Raw genomic sequence first — 22,745 nt, 5'->3', positions numbered from 1 at the left:
CAGTAATGGAACGTATATATTTAGATCACGCAGCTACATCAGCAGTACATCCAAAAGTGGTAGAAAAAATGGTGGGCATTCTAACAGATTCTTTCGGAAATCCTTCCAGTATCCATTCATATGGTCGTGAGGCAAGACATATTTTGGATGAAGCAAGAACAACGATAGCAGACAGTATTGGTGCACATTTTAATGAAATTATCTTTACAAGCGGTGGAACCGAAAGTGACAACTATGCCATTATTGGTACTGCAGAGGCAAAGAAAGAACAAGGTAAACATATCATTACAAGTAAAATCGAACATCATGCTGTACTACATGCTTGTGAGTACCTAGAAAAAAAGGGATTTGAAATAACATATTTAGATGTTGACCAGAATGGCAGAATCAACATTGAAGATGTGAAGAGTGCCCTTCGCGATGATACGATACTTGTAACTATCATGTATGGAAACAATGAAGTCGGTAGTATTCAGCCTATAAAGGAAATTGGTGAGGTTCTAAAGGATCACAAGGCATATTTTCATACAGATGCTGTTCAAGCATATGGTGTAGTGAAATTAAATGTAGAAGATTTACAAGTAGATATGTTATCTGTTTCTGCTCATAAAATTAATGGACCTAAAGGGGTAGGATTTCTCTATATTCGCAATGGGGTTAAAATTGTACCTCGTTCCCATGGTGGAGAACAGGAGTTAAAAAGACGTGCTGGTACAGAAAATATAAGTTCTATTGCAGGATTTGCAGAAGCTGTAAAAATCTCTCAGGAGACTATGGAGGAAAAACAGGCTTCCTATAAAAAATATAAGGAAACATTTATTGATATATTAACAAAAAATCAAGTCGAATTTTCGTTGAACGGAACGATTGAACAATCGCTTCCGCATGTTTTAAATATAAGCTTTCCTGGAACGGACGTAGAATCCTTGCTGGTGAATTTAGACTTAGCTGGCATAGCGGCTTCAAGCGGGTCTGCATGTACAGCGGGTTCTATTGAACCATCACATGTATTAGTAGCAATGCATGGAAAAAATTCTGAGCAACTTAGAAATTCCATACGTTTCAGCTTTGGTATTACTAACACGATGGAGCAGATTGAAGAAGCTGCTGAAAAGATATCTGAGATTGTACGTCGATTCCAGGCATAGTGATAGTTGAAAGTAGGAGATAAAAAATGAATAAATCACCAAAAGATACAAGAGTAGTGGTCGGTATGTCAGGAGGAGTAGATTCCTCTGTGGCCGCATTGCTTTTAAAAGAACAAGGTTATGATGTTATCGGAATTTTTATGAAAAATTGGGATGACACAGATGAGTTTGGTGTCTGTACTGCTACAGAAGATTATAATGACGTCATTAGAGTATGTAATCAAATTGGGATCCCATACTATGCAGTGAATTTTGAAAAACAATATTGGGATAAGGTTTTCACCTACTTTCTAGATGAATATAAAGCGGGCAGAACGCCAAACCCAGATGTAATGTGCAATAAAGAAATCAAATTTAAGGCTTTTCTAGAACATGCTATGAATTTAGGCGCAGACTATTTGGCAACAGGACACTATGCGCAAGTAGCATTTCAAGATGGTGAATATAAAATGTTAAGAGGTTTAGATGATAATAAGGACCAAACATATTTCCTAAACCAATTGCAACAACATCAACTTGAAAAAGTAATGTTCCCAATTGGGAATATTAATAAAAAACAAGTACGTGAAATTGCTGCAAATGCTGGACTTGCTACCGCTACAAAAAAGGATAGTACAGGGATTTGCTTTATAGGTGAAAGAAACTTCAAGGAATTTCTAAGTAACTATCTACCTGCACAAAAAGGGCAAATGAAAACCTTAGACGGTAAAGTTATGGGGACACATGACGGTCTTATGTACTATACAATCGGACAAAGACATGGCCTAGGAATTGGTGGATCAGGTGATCCTTGGTTTGTAGTAGGAAAGGATTTAAAGGAAAATGTGCTTTTCGTAGAACAAGGATTTGATCATGATTCATTGTATTCTGATTCCATTACAGCAGTTAAAGTAAGCTGGGTATCTGATCGTAAAAAGCCAGAAAGCTTTGAATGTACGGCTAAATTCCGTTATCGTCAACCAGATCATAAAGTAACGGTACAAATTTTACCAAATGATGAAGTAAAGGTAATATTTGATGAACCGATTCGTGCTGTTACACCTGGACAAGCTGTCGTATTTTATGATGGCGAGGAATGTCTTGGAGGAGCCACCATTGATAAAATCTATAAAAAAGAACAACAATTATTATATGTTGGTTAGGTCTTTGCACATAATTTGCGAGATACCATACTAGCAAGATTAAATTGTAAATTCGCTAGAAATTTTCCGATAATTCATCTGTAAAAAATGGCCGCTGTACTCTCATTGAGTTGAGCGGTCATTTTTTTTCACTTTCGTGTTATAATTTGCATATAAACTATGTGCGGAGTGTGAATAATGGATAAGAATAAACAAGGGATTGAAAGTTTAAAAGCTGGAAAATATGAGGATGCCATTAAATTTTTTAGCGAAGCTATTGAAGAAAATCCAATGGATCCAGTGGCATATATTAATTTTGGGAATGTCCTTACTGCAGTAGGGGAAAATGAACGTGCTATTAACTTTTATTCTAAGGCAATTGAGCTCGATGAAAATGCTTCAGCTGCTTATTATTGTTTGGGGAATTTATACTTTAATCTAAATAATTTTTCTGATGCAGCCGTTCAGTTTGAGAAGGCTATGAGAAACGGTCTTCAAACGAACGATGTTTATTATATGCTGGGCATGTGTTTTGTCAACATGGATAATGTAAAACTTGCAATTCCGTATTTACAAAGAAGTGTTGAATTAAATGAAGAAGATGTAGAAGCTCGTTTTCAATATGGACTTGCATTAGCAAAGAGTGAATTATATAAGGAAGCTGTTGCACAGTTTGAAGAAGTTGTAAAACAAGACATTCATCATGCAGATGCTTTTTATAACTTAGGAGTAGCTTATTTGGGAATTTATAACAATCCAGATAGAGCGCTTGGTTATTTCACGAAAGCATTAGACATCCAGCCTGATCATATGTTAGCTGGTTATGGATTGAAAATGATAGAAAAAATAAAAGGCCCGCAGTAAGGGGGACTTTATTTGGAACGGCAAAATTCAATGGATTTATTCGAAAATGAGGAAAAGTTCATTAAAGGCAGACATTTAGTGACGATTTTCCATAATGAGCAAAATCTATATTCTGTTATTCGCATTAGAGTCGATGAGACGAATGATAATAGTGCGGATAAAGAGGCAATTATTACTGGTCATTTTCCTAAGATGCATGAACAGGAGACTTATATTTTTTACGGTGCTTTTCAAGAGCATCCAAAATTTGGTCTTCAATTTAATGCAAAGCACTTTAAGAAGGAAATTCCTCATACAAAGCAAGGAATCATAGGTTATCTTTCCAGCGAATTATTTAATGGAATTGGTAAAAAAACTGCAGAGCGGATAGTGGATGAATTAGGTGAAAATGCTATTAGTAAGATATTAGAGCAGCCATCCTTGCTAGATAAGGTGCCAAAGCTTCCGCCTGAAAAGGCAAAGCTCCTCTATGATACATTAATGGAACATCAGGGCTTAGAACAGGTTATGATCGGACTTAATCAATATGGATTTGGACCGCAAATCTCCATGAAAATTTATCAAATGTATAAGGAGCAGACCTTAGAAATAATTCGCAAGAACCCTTATCGACTTGTGGAGGATATTGAAGGTATCGGGTTTGGGAGAGCGGATGAACTTGGTAAATCACTTGGAATAACTGGCAATCATCCAGATCGTATAAAGGCTGGAATTAAATATACGGTGGAAATTGAATGTCTCCAGAATGGACATGTTTATGTAGATGCAGAAGAATTATTGCCTCAAGTTAAAAAACTACTTGAATACCATCAATCATACGAAATACAATTTACGGAAATCTCCACGGAATTATTAAAAATGGAGGAGGAAAGCAAATTAGTTATAGATAATAAACGAATATATCTTCCATCTCTTTATTTTTCTGAAAAAGGAATTGTAACAAACATCCAGAGAATTTTGGCACAAGACGAATATAAGGATCAATTTCCAGAGTCCGAATTTCTGTTAGCATTAGGCAATTTAGAAGAACGAATTAATGTACAATATGCTCCGTCTCAAAAAGAAGCGATTCAAACTGCATTAATGTCACCAATGATGATATTGACAGGAGGACCTGGTACAGGGAAAACTACTGTTATTAAAGGTATTGTCGAGCTATACTCTGAATTGCACGGGTGCTCATTAAATCCTAAAGACTATAGTAAGGATAATCCATTCCCGATCATTTTAGCAGCACCAACTGGGAGAGCTGCTAAACGTATGTCAGAATCTACAGGTTTGCCTGCTATGACAATTCACCGCTTGTTAGGAATGACAGGTCAGGAAGGAATGGACACCGATGATGATAGGAAAGTAGATGGCAAATTCATTATTGTGGATGAAATGTCCATGGTGGATACATGGCTAGCCCATCAATTGCTAAAGGCGTTGCCAGACCATATACAAGTTATCTTAGTTGGGGATGAGGATCAGCTGCCATCCGTTGGACCTGGGGTAGTCCTTAAAGATTTATTACGTTCAAAAGCCATTCCTACAGTAAAATTAACAGATATTTACAGGCAAGCTGATGGCTCATCCATTATCGAGTTAGCGCATGAAATAAAAAATGGCCGTATGCCGCCAAACCTAATGAAACAGTATAATGATCGATCATTTATCAAGTGCACTACACAACAAATTCCGGAAGTAGTAGAAAAAGTTGTTTTGAGTGCAAAAAGAAAAGGATATTCAGCGAAGGATATACAAATTTTAGCGCCGATGTATCGAGGACCAGCAGGAATTGACCGATTAAATTCTATGCTTCAAGAAATTCTTAATCCGAATACCGGGAAAAATCGAAAAGAGCTTCAATTTGGGGATGTAAAATACCGAATTGGGGATAAAGTGCTTCAGCTTGTTAACCAACCTGAACAACATGTATTTAATGGAGACATAGGTGAGATTATTTCGATTTTTTATGCAAAGGAAAATACCGAAAAGCAAGATATGATTATTATCTCCTTTGATGGTACGGAAGTAACGTATACACGGCAAGATTTTAATCAATTTACACATGCATTTTGTTGTTCTATTCATAAATCGCAAGGCAGCGAGTTTCCAATTGTTATTTTACCTGTTGTGAAAAGCTATTACCGTATGCTCCGCAGAAATTTATTATATACGGCTATTACAAGAAGCAAGCAATTTCTCATTTTATGCGGGGAAGAAGAAGCATTTCGTCTAGGAGTAGAACGGGAAGATGATGGGCAGAGAAAAACAACTTTGTGTGAAAAATTGAGTTTGCTTGATCATTCTTCCCTCGAAGATCAACCAAAAAGGTCGGATCATTTTATTTTAACGGAAGATACGATTCTTACCGTTGACCCAATGATTGGCATGGAAAACGTTACACCTTATGATTTTATGGTTTAAGGCGTAAAATAGAAATGTTCGAAAAGGTGGGGGATGCTTTTGCGAACATATTCTCTTCTGAAGAACATGCCGGTTTATGACTGTAATGGGTGCTTAGTGGGAGAAGTTTGTGATATCTGTATTACAGATGAGGGAAGAGTAAAATCCTTAATAGTAAAAAGCAAAGGTTTCTTTCATAAGCTGTACAGTGTGCCAATGGCTGAAGTGAAGTCCTTTGGACGGCAGGCTATTGTACTTCAAAAATGTGAGCAATGGACCAAATATAAAGAGACACATAATGAATATTCTATGTTTCATTATCAGCCTATTGCTCAACGGTATATGATATCAGGCAGCGGCGAGGAGTTAGGGTTACTGGAGGACGTATATTTTCAAGAAGAAGTGGGCACAATCATAGGATACGAGCTTACGGATGGCTTTTTTTCCGATATGTTGGAAGGGAAGCGAGTTATTCATTCAGCCCATCCTCCGAAGTTTGGGAAGGATGCCATCATCGTGACTGTAAAACCATTACGAGGTGGAGATATTGCCTATGATGAAGTGTCCAAATTGCCAGAGTAAAGATTTGGGGAAAATTGGGATTAACCAATTTTATTGCTGGAATTGCTTTATTGAATTATCCGTTAACAAAGAGATGATTTACACCCATCAAGTGGAAGAAGACGGATCATTAAGTTCTCTGGACGATTTATTTGATGAAGAATCAAGAAAACTAAGCTAATGGAAAGGGTGCATAGTTTTGAACAAAACGATTGTTTCCTTGCTAGGCTTTGGAGCAGGTATTGCTGCAGCTGCCTATTCGCAGCGCCAAGGATTTAATGGAAAACAAATGCGAAAAATGACAAAACGCTTACGAAAAGCGTTTAAATAACCTTTAAAGCTGTCTCATTTTGAGGCAGCTTTTCTATATACTGCGGATAAATACGCTCCTTTTACAAATAATACAAAAAGGAGTGATAGATATGAAACAGCCTCGTGGGAATTGGCTATATAATCTTAGCGTTATTCTGTTAATATTTATTATTTTATATATTTTATTATTGTTAAAACCTATATGGTCCCCGATTTTAAAGGTCTTGTTCATGTCTTTAATCCCTTTTTTTATAGGGGGCTTTATTACATATTTGCTTCACCCTTTAGTAGAAAAGCTTCATGACAAAGGGATGCATAGAGCACTTGCCATTTCCATCATTTATATCATTTTTTTTGGAGGAATCTGTTATGGTATTTATTTAGGGATTCCGTTATTAATTGAACAAATGAAGGATTTATCCGATCATTTACCAGAATTCGCTAGCCAATATCGGAACTGGATTCAACAATTACATGATTCCACTTCTAGGTTTCCAGACGGCATACAAGATCAAATCGATAAACGGATAGACCGTTTTGAAATTTGGTTAAATGAGTATTTAGTGAAAATTATTAATACGATGATGAAATTGGTGAATTTTATATTTATCCTTGCAATCATTCCGTTTATTTCCTTCTACTTTTTAAAGGATATAGAGGCGGTTAAAAAATCTGCTTGGTATATCACCCCTAAAAAATGGAGAAAACGGGCGATTTCTTTTTTAAAAGACGTAGATCTGTCTATTGGGAGCTATATTCGAGGTCAATTATTGGTTTGTTTTTTAATTGGATTAATTTCAACTATAGCCTTTTGGGTGCTTGGGATTCGTTACCCTGTTTTACTGGGTTTAATAGTCGGTATTACCAATATTATTCCATATTTTGGACCGATTATCGGGGCCATCCCTGCCGCGATAATTGCGATGACCCTTTCAACAAAACATCTAATATATGTGGTCATTATTATGTTTGTCTTACAATTTCTAGAAGGAAATGTTCTTTCGCCGCTTATTGTTGGTAAGTCCCTGCATTTACATCCGCTTTTTATCATTATGGCATTAATCGTGGGAGAAGAAATCGGCGGTGTCCTGGGATTAATCTTGGCAGTGCCTGTTTTAGCGGTTATTAAAGTTGCATTGATCCATGCAAAATATCATTTTGCCGCTAATAATCAAACGAATAATTGACAAATGGGTAGGAAATTTTTATAATTCGACTATACATATTATTCATTATGTAAATCATTGAAAGATCGAGTATGTTATAGGCCATCTAAGAAGAGAGGAATTTCCACGGCTGAGAGAAATTCTAGATGAAGGATAACAGAAGGCTAATCTGGAGAGCAGCTAAACCCTGCCGTCTTGCCACGTTATAGGCACCCAAGAGTTAGGCATTCATTTGGTCTGTCTAAAATCAGGGTGGTACCGCGAGTCAATCTCTCGTCCCTGCAATACCAGGGATGGGGGATTTTTTTTATTTTGAGATATTGTCTCATAAATTTAACAAGTTTAGACTCTCTGTCTAACCTATTTCAAATTAAGGAGGATTAATATGAAAAAACTAACAGGAGCTCAAATACGTCAAATGTTTCTGGACTTTTTTCAAGAAAAAGGCCATAAGGTTGAGCCAAGTGCATCACTTATTCCACATGAAGACCCATCATTACTTTGGATAAATAGTGGGGTTGCAACACTAAAAAAATATTTTGATGGACGTGTAATTCCCGAAAATCCAAGAATTGTAAATGCGCAAAAAGCGATCCGTACCAATGACATTGAAAACGTTGGGAAAACTGCCCGCCATCATACATTCTTCGAAATGATGGGGAATTTCTCCATCGGGGATTATTTTAAAGAGGAAGCCATAACATGGGCATGGGAGTTTTTAACAAGTCCTGAATGGATTGGCTTTGATCCAGAAAAATTATCTGTAACTATTCATCCTGAGGATGAAGAAGCATTTGAATTATGGAATAAAAAAATTGGTATTCCAGAAGAAAGAATTATCCGTTTGGAGGAAAATTTCTGGGATATCGGTGAAGGACCAAGTGGACCTAATACAGAGATATTCTATGACCGTGGTCCAAAATATGGGGATGATGAAAATGATCCAGAATTATATCCAGGTGGAGAAAATGAAAGATATTTAGAAGTTTGGAATCTTGTATTTTCTCAATTCAATCATAATCCTGATGGTTCCTATACACCACTTCCTAAGAAGAACATTGATACAGGTATGGGATTAGAAAGAATGGCATCAGTTGTTCAGGATGTTCCTACTAATTTTGATACAGACCTATTTATGCCTATAATAAAAGAGACCGAAAAAATCTCTGGAGCTGCATATGGAAAAGATAAAACTCTTGATACTGCCTTTAAGGTAATCGCAGATCACATTCGAACAGTTGCATTTGCTGTAAGTGATGGTGCGCTTCCTTCTAATGAAGGACGTGGATATGTATTAAGACGTTTGCTTCGCAGGGCAGTAAGATATGCTAAAAATATCAATATTGGGGAACCATTTATGTATAAATTAGTGCCTGTTGTGGCAGAAATTATGGTTGATTATTATCCTCAAGTAAAGGAAAAAACTGAGTTTATCCAAAAAGTAATCAAAAATGAGGAAGAACGTTTCCATGAAACTCTGCATGAAGGTTTGTCTATACTATCTTTAGTTATGAAAAAAGCCAAAGAGGAAGGGAAAGAGACAATCTCAGGTTCAGATGTTTTCCGCTTATATGACACTTATGGATTCCCAGTCGAGCTCACGGAAGAATATGCAGAAGAAGAAGGCTTAAAGGTCGATCACGAAGGCTTTGAAGTGGAAATGCAAAATCAAAGGGAGCGTGCTCGTAAGGCTCGTCAAGATGTTGGATCTATGCAGGTTCAAGGCGGTATTCTAGGAGAAATTAAAGTTGAAAGTGAATTCGTTGGATATCAAACCTTAGAAACAAATGCCAAAGTGATAGCAATTGTAAAAGATGGCGAATTAGTTACAGAAGTGCAAACTGGAGACGAAATCCAATTTGTATTGGATCAAACCCCATTCTATGCGGAAAGTGGTGGTCAAGTAGCAGATGCAGGAACCTTAACAGCAGATGGGTTAAAGGTAACAGTCAAAGATGTTCAAAAAGCTCCAAACGGTCAGAATTTACATCATGCAATTGTAGAACAAGGCAGTTTAACATTGGATCAAGAAGTTTTTGCAGAAGTAAATCGTGTAAATCGAAATAAAATCATTAAGAATCACTCTGCAACTCATTTATTGCATCAAGCATTAAAGGATGTTCTTGGAACACATGTTAATCAGGCTGGTTCACTTGTAGAACCAGGTAGACTTCGTTTTGATTTTTCCCATTTTGGGCAAATTACTCCTGAAGAACTTGTAAAGATTGAAGAAATCGTCAATGAAAAAATCTGGGCTAGTTTACCAGTGAACATCGACTTGAAAAATATTGACGATGCAAAGGCAATGGGAGCAATGGCTTTATTTGGTGAGAAATATGGTGAGATTGTCAGAGTTGTTTCGATGGGAGATTACAGCTTAGAATTATGCGGTGGATGTCATGTTCCTAATACCTCGACAATTGGTCTATTTAAAATCGTATCGGAAAGCGGAATAGGAGCAGGAACTAGACGAATTGAAGCGGTGACAGGAGAAGCTGCTTACCATTTAATGAATGAGCAAATTCAAACGTTAAATCAGGCAGCATATGCTTTAAAAACAAATCCGAAAGATATTTTAACTAGAATTGAAAATGTCCAAACAGAAATAAAAGAATTACAAAGGGAAAATGAATCCCTTTCTGCAAAACTTTCCAATATTGAAGCGGGAAGTCTTTCCGAATCTGCAAAAGAATTGAATGGCATAAAGCTTATTGTAAGTAAGGTTCAAGCACAAGATTCGAATAATCTTCGAAATATGGTGGATGAACTGAAAGAAAAACTGGGTTCAGGTATTGTAGTGCTTGGATCTGTACAAGATGATAAAGTAAATATCATTGCAGGTGTCACCAAAGATTTAGTCGAAAAAGGATATCATGCAGGTAAATTGGTGAAAGAAGTTGCATCACGCTGCGGCGGAGGCGGAGGAGGTCGTCCGGATCTAGCTCAGGCTGGTGGAAAAGATCCTGCAAAACTTGATTCTGCACTACAATATGTGGAAGAATGGATAAAATCCATTTGATTAGTATAAAAAGTGGTGTACAATGGTAATAAAGTTTGAATAAGGTTCTTGTTTAGAAATGGACAAGCCTTAAAGTGAGGTGCTGTAAGATGAGCTCTTTTGACAAAACCATGCGATTTAACTTTTCGGAGGAACCTTTCGAACATGATGTGAAGGAAGTGCTTTTGCAAGTATATGAAGCACTTCAAGAGAAGGGGTATAATCCGATAAATCAAATTGTCGGTTACTTGCTTTCCGGTGATCCTGCATACATTCCAAGACATTATGATGCCAGAAACATTATTCGAAAGCTCGAACGTGATGAAATCATCGAAGAATTAGTTAAATCGTATTTAAAACAGCATCGTGAGGGATACTAATTGAGAATAATGGGTCTAGACGTTGGATCCAAAACAGTTGGAGTTGCCATTAGTGATGAACTGGGTTGGACAGCACAAGGTATTGAAACCATTTCTATTGATGAGGAAAATGGAAAATTTGGTTTTGAACGTGTACAAGAACTAGCGAGCGATTATAAAATCGAAAAAATTGTTGTCGGTTTTCCAAAAAACATGAATAATACAGTAGGACCAAGGGGAGAAGCATCTTTGGCGTATGCTGATAAATTAAAAGATCTTCTTGGCCTTCCTGTTATCATGTGGGATGAAAGAATGAGTACAATGGCCGCTGAGAGAGTGTTACTGGAAGCTGATGTAAGCAGGAAAAAAAGAAAAAAGGTAATTGATAAAATGGCTGCAGTCATGATTTTGCAAGGGTTTCTTGACAGCCAATTATAATGAGGTGAAAAAATGGCACATGAACATGAAGAACATCAACATATTACAGTAGTAGACGAGAACGGAAATGAGCAATTATTTGAAGTGCTCTTTACTTTCGACTCCGAGGATTTTGGTAAATCATATGTCCTCTATTATCCTATAGGTGCTGAAGAAGACGATAATGAAGAAATTGAAATTCATGCTTCCTCTTATGTACAACATGAAGATGGTACAGAAGGAGATCTTCAACCAATAGAAACAGACGAAGAATGGGATATGATTGAAGAAATGTTGAACACATTTCTAGATGAAGAAGAGGAAGAATAAAGAATTAGAAGCCGACTTAGTTTTTCTAGGTCGGTTTTTTATTTTTCTTTTTTATTCCTTACTTTTCGATCATTTTCATAAAATAAATCGAAAATGACGAAATTTGTAGTATAATGTACTGGGAAAAATAACATAGAGGAATGGTTAAGGACTATTGGAAAAATAATATATAAAACTTTTCGAGGTGTGCAATAAAAAGCAATTTTTTGCAAAAGGAGTGTAATCTATTTGACAGATAAACAGCAAAGTGGGAAATCTTCCAATGAAATAATGGAAAAATTATTAGCCAGACAAACAGAAGCAAGAACCATAAGAAGAATTGTCGGGATAATTAGTATTTCCATCATTATCATTATTGGAGCTTTAGTTTTATCAGGTTATTTATATGTGAAATCTGCTTTAAAACCCGTAAATTCAAAAAGTGAACAACAAAAAAGGGTGGTAATTCCGATTGGTTCCAGCGTCTCTTCTATTGGGAATATTTTAGAAGAGAAAGGAATAATAAAAAGTGGATTTATCTTCAAATATTACGTTAAATTCAACAATGAGACCGGATTTCAAGCGGGTACATACAGATTATCTCCCGCTATGACATTAGATGAAATCGTTAAATATTTGAAAACAGGGAAGTTAACAAAAAATGCAGAAATAAAATTAGCCATACCAGAAGGAGTGCAACTTACAGAGATCTCCAATATTATTGCGAAGCATACCCAATATAAAAATGTGGAAATAATGAAACAATTGGATGATACAAAATTTGTCACGAAACTGATGAAAAAGTATCCTGATTTATTATCGAAAGATATCTTAAATCCTAAAATCAAACATCCTCTGGAAGGATATTTATTCCCTGCTACTTATTATTTTTACGAAAAGAGGCCATCACTAGATTCCATCATCGTGAAAATGCTGGATAAAACAAATATAGAGATGAAAAAGTATCAGGAAGATATGAACAAGAAGCAATTGACTCCTCAGAAAATGCTTATTATGGCCTCATTAATTGAGGAAGAGGCGACGAGCAAGGCAGATCGTCATAAAATTTCCAGTGTCTTTTATAACCGTTTAAAAGTCGGGATGCCTCTGCAGACGGATCCAACTGTCCTTTATTCTTTAAATAAGCATAAAGAACGTGTTACTTACAAAGACTTAGAAGTGAATTCACCTTACAATACTTATAGGATTAAGGGACTTCCTCCAAGTCCGATATCAAATGCAGGGGAATTATCAATAGAGGCAGCTATACATCCTTCAAAAACTAATTATCTATACTTTCTCGCTGCTACCAAAACAGGAAAGGTATATTTTTCTTCCACTTTAGCTGAACATAATCAATTAAAGGCTAAATATATTACCAGTCAAAAATAATAGGAGAAAATTCGCATTCCACATGAAAATATGCTAATATAATAAACGGCTATCAAATGGGCGATACATTCATATCGTGCTATAGTAGAAAGCTAAGTCCATTAGCTTTCTACTTTCTTTGTAATGGAGGCTAAAAGAGTGCAAGATAGAATACATACCTATATTGAATCTTTAATTCAAAAAAGAAAGCCGATATTTGTCGAAATGGAGCAATATGCATTAGAACATGATGTTCCTATTATGGAATTGACTGGGATAGAGGCACTGCTGCAAATATTAAGAATACAAGGTCCTACCAAAATTCTTGAAATTGGAACTGCCATAGGTTATTCTGCTATGAGAATGGCAGATGCTTTGCCTAATACAAATATCGTGACGATAGAAAGAGACGAAGAGCGTTTTAATGAGGCAATTCATAATATTACCCGTTCCGGCTTGGACCATCAAATTAAAGTTCTGCATGGTGATGCCTTAGAAATAGTGGAACAGATGAAAGATTTAGGACCTTTTGATGCATTATTTATAGACGCAGCAAAAGGGCAGTATTTGAAATTTTTTGAAATGTATACGCCTTTCTTATCACATGACGGAATTATTTACACAGACAATGTATTATTTAAAGGGCTAGTAGCAGAAGAATACATTGAAAGTAAACGGACAAGAAATTTAGTGAAGAAAATTAATCATTATAATGAATGGCTAATGAACCACAATGAGTACATTACATCCATTATTCCAGTCGGTGATGGACTTGCCATCAGCAAAAGAAAATAATAAATAAATTATGTAGGTTTTTAGATTGAAGGGAGTTCTATTTAGATGGTACGCAAGCCAGCAGTTATTGGGGTAGCAGGGGGATCAGGGTCAGGAAAAACAAGTGTTACAAATGCTATTTATGACCAGTTTAAAGGTCATTCCATACTAGTGTTAGAGCAAGATTATTATTATAAAGACCAGAGTCATTTGCCTTTTGAAGACCGATTGAGAACCAATTATGATCATCCGCTTGCATTTGATAATGATTTATTAATTGAACATATACAAAAGCTGTTGAAATATGAATCCATTGAAAAACCAGTGTATGATTATACAAAACATACACGTTCTGATAAAAGGATACTTGTAGAGCCGAAGGATGTCATCATTTTAGAAGGAATTTTAGTATTGGAAGATGAAAGATTGCGCAACTTAATGGATATAAAACTTTTCGTTGATACGGATGCTGATTTAAGAATTATAAGACGCCTGCTTAGGGATATCGAGGATCGCGGAAGAACAATGGATTCTGTCATTGATCAGTATATAAATGTTGTAAGACCAATGCACAATCAATTCATAGAACCGACAAAACGATATGCAGATGTCATCATACCGGAAGGCGGACAAAATGTGGTTGCCATCGATTTGGTAAATACTAAAATTCAAACAATTCTTGAACAAAAGTCATTTTTGTAATACGATTATTTATAAAATAATTAGATACACAAAAAGGCGCGACATTTTTTAAGTCGCGCTATGGTGTATTTTATATAACATTTAATGATAGTGAATGGGATAAAAGTGTAGAAGGTTATTTTATCAGTGATGCGTTATCGCATCTGAGATTTTTCTACATAAAAAATAGAATTTATAGGAGTGAAGGGATATGGCTACAGAAAAAGTATTTCCAATGACCGAAGCAGGAAAGGAAAAATTAGAACAAGAACTTGAATATTTGAAAACGGTTAAACGTAAAGAGGTCGTGGAACGAATTAAGATTGCAAGAAGCTTTGGTGACCTTTCGGAAAACTCAGAATACGATTCTGCAAAAGAAGAACAGGCTTTTGTTGAGGGAAGAATTACAACCATTGAAAATATGATTCGCAATGCAAAAATCATTGAAGATGATGGTTCCAATTCTGATACTGTAACGCTAGGAAAATCAGTTACCTTTGTTGAACTGCCTGATGGTGATGAAGAAACATACACAATTGTTGGTAGTGCAGAGGCGGATCCTTTTGAAGGGAAAATCTCCAACGATTCCCCAATTGCAAAAAGCTTATTAGGGAAAAAAGTTGATGAGGAAGTGACGGTTCAAACTCCGGGAGGAGAAATGAGGGTTAGGATTACTTCCGTAAAATAATTAAGATGAAAACATCGATGTTCACGAAATGTGAATATCGATGTTTTTTTTGTGTATTTTAAACATCAAAGTTGGTCAATACTGATAGGGAAATGCCTATTCCATAACGTTATAAAGTGTGGTGTTTAAATGCGAATTAAACGTTATTATGTCTTAGCGGCCCTTATCTTGTTGATGATTATTGCTTTAATGGCTAGACTTGTTCAAATTCAATTATTAGAGACGGAATCTTATTCAAAACATCATATAAACTTATTAAAGGACAGTGTTGCACAAAGGACTCAAGAAATTGTAATTGATGATGGAAGAGGGCAATTTCTTGATCGATTTGGCATGCCATTAACCTATTCAGAGAAAAATGTACTTATTTTATTTCCTTTTTTAAAGAATACTCAATGGAATGAAGATACTGTAGCAAACATATTAAATATCCCTGTCAATAATTTGCAAATGGCGATACAAAATGCAAAGGAGCCATTTGTATTTGGCGGGAAGGACCCATATATTTTGGATGAGAAACAAATGAAGAGTATAAACCGTTTAAAAATACCTGGAGTATTTGCTGTTAAGAAACGATCCCCTGATAATAACAATCCCGCAAAACAGCTTATTGGAATAGTCGGAGAACAAGCAGAAACCTTTTTGAAAAGATATCCAGATAAAAAGGGGATGCAAAATGAGAAAATTGGGATAACGGGTTTGCAGAAGCAATTTGATGAATTTTTATTACCGGAAGGAGAGTCTAAGCTTGTGTTCCATGTTGACGCACTCGGCGCACCGCTTTTTGGAGTGGATGTTAAATATACGGGATCCGGTAATCCCTATTACCCTGTAAATGTTCAAACGACCATTGATAAAAATATACAAGAGAAAATGGAAAAGCTTGTAGATCAATATCACATAAATAAGGGTGGGGTAGTTCTATTAGATATCGAGAGCAATGAAATACTTGCAAGTGTATCAAGGCCAGCTATGGATCCAAACCATCCCTTTGCAGGTGGGGCAGCAGTAAATATGATGACAACAGAGCAAATTCCGGGTTCCGTTTTCAAAACCGTAACAGCTGCAGCCACCATTGAAAAGCTTGATGTTCAAAAAAATGAATTATTTCATTGTAGTGAAAATATGTATGGAAAACCTGATAAGCGTAAACTTGGCGACTTAAATTTTGAGGAAGCTTTTTCACAAAGCTGTAACCGTGCATTTGGGGATTTAGCCAAAAGATTAAAAGATAATAATCCAAATCTTTTAGAAGAATATGCAAATAAATTGGGGTTAATTGGACAAATCAGCTGGCATGGCGATGTTTATCATCTGGAAGATTTTCAGCAGCTCCAGGTAGATAAAGGAAAAATATTTGCTAGTTTCGAAAGTGAAAAAGATAATAATTTAGTCGCTCAAACGGGTATAGGACAGCAAGAAGTAAGAGTAACCCCTTTGGGTGTTGCAAATATGATGGCTACGATTGCAAGGGGCGGTCAAAAAGAGATGATCAGAGTTGCTTCAGCATTAAAATATAAGGATGGAACCACTCTTGTTCCATTTGCTGAAAAGAACCTATCAGGCGAAAATATATCACGCGTGACTGCTATAAAGCTGCAGAAAATGTTAAGACATGTTGTAACAAGTGACGCTGGAACTGGCAAATGGTTTCAAAATCTGCCTTATGACGTGGCAGGAAAATCCGGAACTGCAGAAACTGGGATTTTTAAAGGGAAGGAGCAGCTTCATAACAAATGGTTTGCTGGTTATTTTCCATTTCAACAACCGAAGTATGCATTGGTTGTAGTAAACTTAGGTGTTCCAGAGAATGCAGGAGGGGTAAATCCTCTTTTTGCTGACATTGTAAAATATTTATATGAGGAAGACCATAAGTAAACCATCATAGGAATAAAGATGGATGATTTGCTTTTAAAAGTGATATGTCCTTTTCTCAAATTTAATATCGTGTTATGATATTGACATTGGAAAAGGGAGGTTGAAACATGGCGAATGATTATAATCATCCAAACCGATCTCGCTCATTACAAAGAGCTAAACGCCGAAAAACAAATATTATTTTAAACTCATTAATTGTCATCGTGATATTATTAATTATCATTGTGGCGAGTTTTATATTTTTAGGCGGTGGAAAAGACGATAATAAAAGCTCTGCACCTGCCAATACCGCACATAAGCAAGAAACGTCAATAGATTCGAATAAATCGAAGAGTGAATCAAATGGCGATAAAAATGGCAGTAGTGACGGCACCGTATCCGATAATAATGATAACACAGGGGATTCAAGTGATGATTCTTCTGCGGATAAAGATAGTGACAATAGCCAATTAGATGATTCCAATGTTGTTGCCAACGAAGGTAATGACCCAAATGTGAAAAAAACATATGTAAATCCTAGCTGGAAACCTGTTGGGACAAGTCAAACTGGTGGTCATCAATATTCTTCTGACTTTAATTCAACTGACTGGAAGGAAAAAGAAAAGGCATTATCTTATGCTACGGGAATCCCTTCTGATCAAATGACTATTTGGTATATGTCAAGAGTTGGATCTGACTCTTCTGTAATTGGGACCATTACTTCTAAGAAAGATAAAAAAGCATATCGTGTATATCTTGAATGGATAGACGGTCAAGGCTGGAAACCATCTAAGGTAGAAGAATTAAACCACAATGATAGACAATAAAGAAAAGGATATTAATTCGAGGTGAATTAATATCCTTTTCTTAATTTAAAATGAACGACAGCAGAATAGAATCTTCTTCCGCTTTCATCTACATGCATTTGATGAGAAACAGATGCAACTTCCAGCATAATCGCTTTATTTTGCTCAATTTTTTCATTTATTTGTTTTTCTAAAGTATGTAAATCCGTTCCTTCAAAAATTCAATTTTATCCTCTATCATTTCTAATTGAAAATCCATAATCATCCCTCCAACGCTATTTTAGCTTTCAGAAATCGACGATTCAAGGATTCTTAGTATGTTTTCCTCTTTATTTGTTTTATAATAATGAAAGTGTTGATTTTTGAGTAGAAAGAGGTTATGAAATGAAAGCAGCTATTATTGGAGCAATGGAAGAAGAAGTTGCACTATTACGCGAAAATATAGTGAATCCTAAACTTCAAACGATTGCAGGGTATGAATTTATTTCTGGAATGATGAAAGGAAAGGATGTTGTTCTCCTTCGGTCAGGTATTGGGAAAGTAAATGCGGCGATGTCTACTGCTATTTTATTGCAGGAATTCAAACCAAATGTTGTCATAAATACAGGATCTGCTGGCGGATTTGACCCAAATCTTCAAGTTGGGGATATTGTTATTTCCAATGAAGTTCGTCATCATGATGTAGATGCTACGGTTTTTGGATATGAGTATGGACAGGTTCCGCAAATGCCCCCTGCTTTTAAAGCGGATGAACATTTGATAAAGATTGCCGAAGATTGCGCCATAAAAATAAATGAAATACAGGTAGTAAGAGGGCTAATTGCCACTGGTGATTCATTTATGAGTGATCCTGAAAGAGTAGAAGCTATTCGTGATAAATTTCAAAATCTACAAGCGGTTGAGATGGAAGCAGCTGCTATAGCGCAAGTAGCATACCAATTTAATATTCCATTTGTGATCATTCGTGCTTTATCGGATATTGCCGGAAAAGAATCCAATATTTCATTTGATCAATTCCTTGATAAAGCTGCACGTCACTCCGCAAACTTAGTGATGGATATTGTATCTAGTCTTTAATCAATCATTCGGGAAATAATATTTTTATTTCCCCTATCTTCCATCCTTTCCTACATTTACATACTAAATCACTGTCTATTCTATGTTAAAGTTAAGTTATAGATTCATAGAGAAAGTAAGGTGTGTAAATGTGAATAAAGAAAAGAAATTATATGGAAAGATGAATGATTTTAAAAGATTCGGTTTTACTTTATTGGCATTAACAGCCTTTCTATATTTAGGTGTTGTCATGCCCATTGCCGGCAAAACCTTAATGAAAACTTACACATTAATAGGTGGAACTTTTATACTAATGATATTATCAGCAATATGCTTTTTATTTTCCAATAAATGTCGAAACCAATTATTAGAATCTGAAGAAGGGCAAGAATATCTTCAAAAAAAATAGCGTTGGCAAAACGTTATTTTTTTTTTGCTCTAAATATGTCGAAAAGTGAATACGCTTTATTTTTTCATATAATATTTTCTTCTTGACATACTATTATGTGAGTATGGTATTATATATCTCGTTAACTTAATTCGCATGCGAAATATTTGGATAAGAACGAATTGTTGATGAGGAGGGGGGAAATGAAGCTTCTTAATAATGAAATCATCGAATCATTTACTAAAATAAATAAAGCTATCTACAGACTCTTGAAAAAGGATGCGGAGTCTATAGGTGTTACAGATGTTCAGTTAAAAGCATTATTTCGAATCCAAAATCATCCCAATATTGGACTAAGTGAATTAGCTGAAAATATGAGGTTAACGAATAGTACCGTAAGTGGGGTAATTGACCGTTTAGTGAATCAAAAACTTGTTGACAGGGTAACATCTTCTCATGACCGTCGCGCTGTAACATTGCGTTTGACACAAGAAGGAGAGGATAAGCTAAATAAACTGTTTGGATCGGATTCACTTTTGATTGAAAAGTTAAATCAAATTCAGCAATTTCCACAAGATGAGATTCAGAAGTTACTTCAATTACATGAACGTATATTAGAAACAATGACTATTAAGGAGGAATAATCCATCTATGAATGCAAGACGTATGATTTTAATTAATGTTATCTTACTCATAATCCTGGTTGGAGGAGGATTTACTGGTTACTACTTCTATAATAAATCAGTTAATTATTTATCAACTGACAATGCTCAAATTGCTGGCCAACAAGTTTCCATTGCATCACCTGCAGCAGGTAAACTAGTGAGCTGGAACGGCAAAGTTGGAGATACATTTAACAAAGGCGATAAAATTGGTTCTGTAGATGTTGTAAGTGATAAAGGGGTATCGAGAGTTAATATTACTGCACCTGCAGATGGAACAGTTGTACAATCTACTGCAGTTAAAGATACTTATGTGGGAGCGGGAGTTCCGATTGCGCAAAGCTACGACTTAAATAATTTATGGGTAACAGCAAATATTAAAGAAACAAATATTAATGATGTTAAAGTTGGTCAAGATGTAGATATCTATGTAGATGCATATCCAAATACAACTTTAAGCGGTAAAATTCAATCGATTGGTTTAGCAACAGCGGGTACTTTTTCTTTACTGCCTAGCGATAATGCTTCAGGTAACTATACAAAAGAGGTGCAAGTCATTCCTGTTAAAGTCTCTATCGAAAATTATGGTGGTCTTGATTTAGTTCCTGGTATGAATGTGACTGTGCGAATTCATAAGTAGGTGATATCATGACAATATTTATCGCTAGTTATGTTCTTATATCGGTTATATTGCTTCTCGTTATTAATTTTGCGATTAGAAAAGGGAGAAATAACCGCCAAAATATAAAAGCAAGTGTACCGGATGAATCGGTTACTAGAAAAGAAAAAGTGAGACAGGAAGTTAGGAAAGATGCAAAACAAGAAACAAAAGTGGAAGCGAAAGAAGAAACTTTCCAAAAACCTGTTAATATTCAGCATGAGGAAAAGGAAGAAATAATCGAAGAAAGTCCTCAAACTACATCGATACAGGAAGAGGACGACTCATCAAAAGATGCCACTGTAGCTGATAATTTAATACGCGATACATTGAAAGACAATGCTGTTTCTGAACCTGCATTAGAATACGTCAATGAAGAAGCAGGGAATACAGAAAATGCCGAAGAGAAGAAAACGGCAAAACAAGGACCAACGATTTCACCGGATATTGCCAAGCATCGGGGTAAAATTATTGCGGCAATGATGTTAGGAGCATTTGTCGCCATATTGAATCAAACTCTATTGAATGTTGCAATTCCTCATATAATGAATGATTTAGGAGTAACGGCGAATACTGTACAATGGTTATCAACTGGTTATATGCTTACAAATGGTATCTTCATACCAATAACCGCCTTTTTAATCGCACGATTAGGAACAAGAAAACTATTCCTATCAGCGATATTTGCTTTTACAATAGGATCTGTTATATGTTCTATTTCTACCGGTTTTTCTATGCTTATGATCGGAAGAGTCGTTCAAGCTGCCGGAGCTGGTGTCATCATGCCGCTCTTGATGACTGTATTTATGACTATATTCCCTCCTGAAAAACGTGGGGCTGCAATGGGTTTAATGGGCGTTGCCATGATTTTTGCCCCTGCAATAGGTCCAACGCTATCAGGATGGTTAATTGGACATTTTTCTTGGAGATTATTATTTGATATCGTTATTCCGTTTGGAATATTAGATCTTATCCTAGGCTTTATCTGGATGAAGGATGTAACAAAAGTTACAAAACCAAAATTTGATACATGGGGATTTATTTTCTCCACTATCGGATTTGGATTTTTACTATATGGATTTAGTGAAGCCGGAAATGACGGATGGACGAGTGGGACGGTAATGATCTCACTAATAGTAGGAATTGTGGCCTTAGTTGCCTTTACTATTCGTGAATTCTCAACAGATCATCCTATGCTTGATTTACATGTATTTAAATATGATATTTTTGCTTTGACAACGGTAATAAGTATGGTTATTAATATGGCTATGTTTGCTGCGATGATTCTATTGCCAATTTATTTGCAAAATATCCGTGGATTTACTGCATTGCAATCAGGGCTATTGATGTTGCCTGGTGCCATTATTATGGGGATTATGTCGCCTATATCGGGAAGACTTTTCGATAAAATGGGTGCTAGACCACTTGCCATTATCGGCTTAATTATTACTGTAGCCACTACTTGGCAGTTTACCCATTTAACCATGCAAACAACCTATGCACATATTATGCTTTTATATGTCTTACGGATGTTTGGAATGTCCTTTATTATGATGACTGTTATGACCGAGGGAATGAACCAACTTCCACTTCATTTAACAAGTCATGGTACCGCTGCTTCCAATACAGCACGAACAGTCGCTGGTAGTATAGGTACTGCTTTCTTAGTTACGGTCATGACGACTAGAGCAAGTTTTCATAGCGCCAACTACTCAAATATTATCAGTAGTGCAAACCCTTATATTACAAACAAGCTTTCACAGCTTGGCCAAGGGTTAGCACAAATGGCCGGACTTCCATCTGAAGCTGGTCAAACCTTAGCTACCACTGTTATTTATGGAAAAGTTGCGCAGCAAACTACTGTTAGCGGAATTAATGACGCATTTGTAGTTGCAACAGGAATAGCTGTAGTAGCTCTAATCCTTGCTTTCTTTATCAAAAGATCAAGACCAGCAACAAAAAAATAATTTTCTTAGCCAAAGAGAGGAAACTTTCTTTGGCTTTTTGCATATAGTAGAGGGTCGGCCTTTTTAAGGAGAAAAATAACTTTGTTTTCTTTTCAAAATTAAATCATGTTTTCTTGAAAATTTATGTTTACTTTTATTTTAAAATTGGTTATACTTACCACTGTAAGCAAAAAATTCTTTAAGGAGGTCGT

General features: G+C 35.9%; 23 protein-coding genes and 1 pseudogene. 23 read left to right on the top strand and 1 reads right to left on the bottom strand.

Annotated features, from left to right (window positions below; all coding sequences use genetic code 11):
• The first annotated feature begins 5 nt into the window (after window positions 1-5).
• The 18 genes from CWO92_RS10530 to CWO92_RS10445 all read left to right on the top strand — a co-directional run bounded on the left by CWO92_RS10530 (window position 6) and on the right by CWO92_RS10445 (window position 17,844).
• Window positions 6-1,148: a cysteine desulfurase family protein gene (locus CWO92_RS10530; protein ID WP_101354159.1), complete on the top strand. Its 1,143-nt coding sequence runs from the start codon at window positions 6-8 to the stop codon at window positions 1,146-1,148.
• A 26-nt stretch (window positions 1,149-1,174) separates the two neighbouring features.
• Entirely contained in the window at window positions 1,175-2,290 is a 1,116-nt protein-coding gene (mnmA, locus tag CWO92_RS10525) for a tRNA 2-thiouridine(34) synthase MnmA (protein ID WP_101354158.1), read from the top strand.
• Window positions 2,291-2,467: 177 nt separating this feature from the next.
• Entirely contained in the window at window positions 2,468-3,133 is a 666-nt protein-coding gene (locus CWO92_RS10520) for a tetratricopeptide repeat protein (RefSeq protein ID WP_101354157.1), read from the top strand.
• A gap of 12 nt (window positions 3,134-3,145) precedes the next feature.
• Window positions 3,146-5,545: an SF1B family DNA helicase RecD2 gene (recD2, locus tag CWO92_RS10515; protein ID WP_101354156.1), complete on the top strand. Its 2,400-nt coding sequence runs from the start codon at window positions 3,146-3,148 to the stop codon at window positions 5,543-5,545.
• Between the two features lie 39 nt (window positions 5,546-5,584).
• On the top strand, window positions 5,585-6,106 hold the full coding sequence (locus CWO92_RS10510) for a PRC-barrel domain-containing protein (protein ID WP_101354155.1): 522 nt from the start codon (window positions 5,585-5,587) through the stop codon (window positions 6,104-6,106).
• Window positions 6,078-6,266 carry a YrzR-like zinc ribbon domain gene (locus CWO92_RS10505; RefSeq protein ID WP_101354154.1) on the top strand — a complete coding sequence of 63 codons (189 nt, stop codon included), beginning with the start codon at window positions 6,078-6,080 and terminating at the stop codon, window positions 6,264-6,266. Before CWO92_RS10510 ends, CWO92_RS10505 begins: the two co-directional genes overlap by 29 nt.
• A gap of 18 nt (window positions 6,267-6,284) precedes the next feature.
• Window positions 6,285-6,416: a DUF3918 family protein gene (locus CWO92_RS10500; RefSeq protein ID WP_101354153.1), complete on the top strand. Its 132-nt coding sequence runs from the start codon at window positions 6,285-6,287 to the stop codon at window positions 6,414-6,416.
• Between the two features lie 91 nt (window positions 6,417-6,507).
• Window positions 6,508-7,584 (top strand): AI-2E family transporter, encoded by a 1,077-nt coding sequence (locus CWO92_RS10495; RefSeq protein ID WP_101354152.1) that lies wholly within the window; start codon window positions 6,508-6,510, stop codon window positions 7,582-7,584.
• Window positions 7,585-7,948: 364 nt separating this feature from the next.
• Window positions 7,949-10,582 (top strand): alanine--tRNA ligase, encoded by a 2,634-nt coding sequence (gene alaS, locus CWO92_RS10490; protein ID WP_101354151.1) that lies wholly within the window; start codon window positions 7,949-7,951, stop codon window positions 10,580-10,582.
• A gap of 89 nt (window positions 10,583-10,671) precedes the next feature.
• A complete protein-coding gene (locus CWO92_RS10485; protein WP_055739186.1) occupies window positions 10,672-10,941 on the top strand; it encodes an IreB family regulatory phosphoprotein in 270 nt (89 codons plus the stop codon).
• On the top strand, window positions 10,942-11,358 hold the full coding sequence (gene ruvX / locus CWO92_RS10480; protein ID WP_133120551.1) for a Holliday junction resolvase RuvX: 417 nt from the start codon (window positions 10,942-10,944) through the stop codon (window positions 11,356-11,358).
• 12 nt (window positions 11,359-11,370) lie between these two features.
• On the top strand, window positions 11,371-11,667 hold the full coding sequence (locus CWO92_RS10475) for a DUF1292 domain-containing protein (protein ID WP_101354150.1): 297 nt from the start codon (window positions 11,371-11,373) through the stop codon (window positions 11,665-11,667).
• A 228-nt stretch (window positions 11,668-11,895) separates the two neighbouring features.
• Window positions 11,896-13,038: an endolytic transglycosylase MltG gene (gene mltG, locus CWO92_RS10470; protein WP_437177533.1), complete on the top strand. Its 1,143-nt coding sequence runs from the start codon at window positions 11,896-11,898 to the stop codon at window positions 13,036-13,038.
• Between the two features lie 138 nt (window positions 13,039-13,176).
• Entirely contained in the window at window positions 13,177-13,812 is a 636-nt protein-coding gene (locus CWO92_RS10465; protein WP_233270110.1) for an O-methyltransferase, read from the top strand.
• A gap of 45 nt (window positions 13,813-13,857) precedes the next feature.
• Window positions 13,858-14,493: a uridine kinase gene (gene udk, locus CWO92_RS10460; protein WP_101354148.1), complete on the top strand. Its 636-nt coding sequence runs from the start codon at window positions 13,858-13,860 to the stop codon at window positions 14,491-14,493.
• Window positions 14,494-14,683: 190 nt separating this feature from the next.
• Window positions 14,684-15,160 (top strand): transcription elongation factor GreA, encoded by a 477-nt coding sequence (greA, locus tag CWO92_RS10455; RefSeq protein ID WP_101354147.1) that lies wholly within the window; start codon window positions 14,684-14,686, stop codon window positions 15,158-15,160.
• A 129-nt stretch (window positions 15,161-15,289) separates the two neighbouring features.
• A complete protein-coding gene (locus CWO92_RS10450) occupies window positions 15,290-17,038 on the top strand; it encodes a peptidoglycan D,D-transpeptidase FtsI family protein (protein ID WP_101354146.1) in 1,749 nt (582 codons plus the stop codon).
• Window positions 17,039-17,145: 107 nt separating this feature from the next.
• Window positions 17,146-17,844 carry a YrrS family protein gene (locus tag CWO92_RS10445; RefSeq protein ID WP_101354145.1) on the top strand — a complete coding sequence of 233 codons (699 nt, stop codon included), beginning with the start codon at window positions 17,146-17,148 and terminating at the stop codon, window positions 17,842-17,844.
• Between the two features lie 26 nt (window positions 17,845-17,870).
• On the opposite strand, the pseudogene CWO92_RS10440 reads toward CWO92_RS10445, so the two are convergent.
• Window positions 17,871-18,082 (bottom strand): annotated as a pseudogene (locus CWO92_RS10440) (YrzA family protein).
• A gap of 125 nt (window positions 18,083-18,207) precedes the next feature.
• Here CWO92_RS10440 and mtnN point away from each other — a divergent pair.
• From mtnN to CWO92_RS10415, 5 genes are all read left to right on the top strand, one after another.
• Window positions 18,208-18,900 carry a 5'-methylthioadenosine/S-adenosylhomocysteine nucleosidase gene (gene mtnN, locus CWO92_RS10435; RefSeq protein ID WP_101354144.1) on the top strand — a complete coding sequence of 231 codons (693 nt, stop codon included), beginning with the start codon at window positions 18,208-18,210 and terminating at the stop codon, window positions 18,898-18,900.
• A 130-nt stretch (window positions 18,901-19,030) separates the two neighbouring features.
• A complete protein-coding gene (locus tag CWO92_RS10430) occupies window positions 19,031-19,288 on the top strand; it encodes a YrhC family protein (RefSeq protein WP_158176984.1) in 258 nt (85 codons plus the stop codon).
• Window positions 19,289-19,470: 182 nt separating this feature from the next.
• Window positions 19,471-19,911 (top strand): MarR family winged helix-turn-helix transcriptional regulator, encoded by a 441-nt coding sequence (locus CWO92_RS10425; protein WP_158176985.1) that lies wholly within the window; start codon window positions 19,471-19,473, stop codon window positions 19,909-19,911.
• Window positions 19,912-19,918: 7 nt separating this feature from the next.
• Window positions 19,919-20,569, top strand: a complete 651-nt coding sequence (locus CWO92_RS10420) for an HlyD family secretion protein (RefSeq protein ID WP_101354141.1) — start codon at window positions 19,919-19,921, stop codon at window positions 20,567-20,569.
• A 497-nt stretch (window positions 20,570-21,066) separates the two neighbouring features.
• Window positions 21,067-22,554, top strand: coding sequence for a DHA2 family efflux MFS transporter permease subunit (locus CWO92_RS10415; RefSeq protein ID WP_233270130.1), 1,488 nt, complete (start codon window positions 21,067-21,069; stop codon window positions 22,552-22,554).
• The last annotated feature ends 191 nt before the right edge of the window (window positions 22,555-22,745 follow it).

It is taken from the genome of Heyndrickxia camelliae (genome assembly GCF_002844575.1).
In the GTDB taxonomy this organism is placed as follows: domain Bacteria; phylum Bacillota; class Bacilli; order Bacillales; family Bacillaceae_C; genus Margalitia; species Margalitia camelliae.
This window is presented reverse-complemented; position numbering and strand designations above follow the sequence as displayed.

Coding starts and splice junctions, on each gene's coding strand:
- CWO92_RS10530 (WP_101354159.1), top strand. CDS start 6: ATGGAACGTATATATTTAGATCACGCAGCTACATCAGCAGTACATCCA.
- mnmA (WP_101354158.1), top strand. CDS start 1,175: ATGAATAAATCACCAAAAGATACAAGAGTAGTGGTCGGTATGTCAGGA.
- CWO92_RS10520 (WP_101354157.1), top strand. CDS start 2,468: ATGGATAAGAATAAACAAGGGATTGAAAGTTTAAAAGCTGGAAAATAT.
- CWO92_RS10505 (WP_101354154.1), top strand. CDS start 6,078: ATGATGAAGTGTCCAAATTGCCAGAGTAAAGATTTGGGGAAAATTGGG.
- CWO92_RS10495 (WP_101354152.1), top strand. CDS start 6,508: ATGAAACAGCCTCGTGGGAATTGGCTATATAATCTTAGCGTTATTCTG.
- alaS (WP_101354151.1), top strand. CDS start 7,949: ATGAAAAAACTAACAGGAGCTCAAATACGTCAAATGTTTCTGGACTTT.
- CWO92_RS10485 (WP_055739186.1), top strand. CDS start 10,672: ATGAGCTCTTTTGACAAAACCATGCGATTTAACTTTTCGGAGGAACCT.
- CWO92_RS10475 (WP_101354150.1), top strand. CDS start 11,371: ATGGCACATGAACATGAAGAACATCAACATATTACAGTAGTAGACGAG.
- udk (WP_101354148.1), top strand. CDS start 13,858: ATGGTACGCAAGCCAGCAGTTATTGGGGTAGCAGGGGGATCAGGGTCA.
- greA (WP_101354147.1), top strand. CDS start 14,684: ATGGCTACAGAAAAAGTATTTCCAATGACCGAAGCAGGAAAGGAAAAA.
- CWO92_RS10450 (WP_101354146.1), top strand. CDS start 15,290: ATGCGAATTAAACGTTATTATGTCTTAGCGGCCCTTATCTTGTTGATG.
- CWO92_RS10445 (WP_101354145.1), top strand. CDS start 17,146: ATGGCGAATGATTATAATCATCCAAACCGATCTCGCTCATTACAAAGA.
- mtnN (WP_101354144.1), top strand. CDS start 18,208: ATGAAAGCAGCTATTATTGGAGCAATGGAAGAAGAAGTTGCACTATTA.
- CWO92_RS10425 (WP_158176985.1), top strand. CDS start 19,471: ATGAAGCTTCTTAATAATGAAATCATCGAATCATTTACTAAAATAAAT.
- CWO92_RS10420 (WP_101354141.1), top strand. CDS start 19,919: ATGAATGCAAGACGTATGATTTTAATTAATGTTATCTTACTCATAATC.
- CWO92_RS10415 (WP_233270130.1), top strand. CDS start 21,067: ATGATGTTAGGAGCATTTGTCGCCATATTGAATCAAACTCTATTGAAT.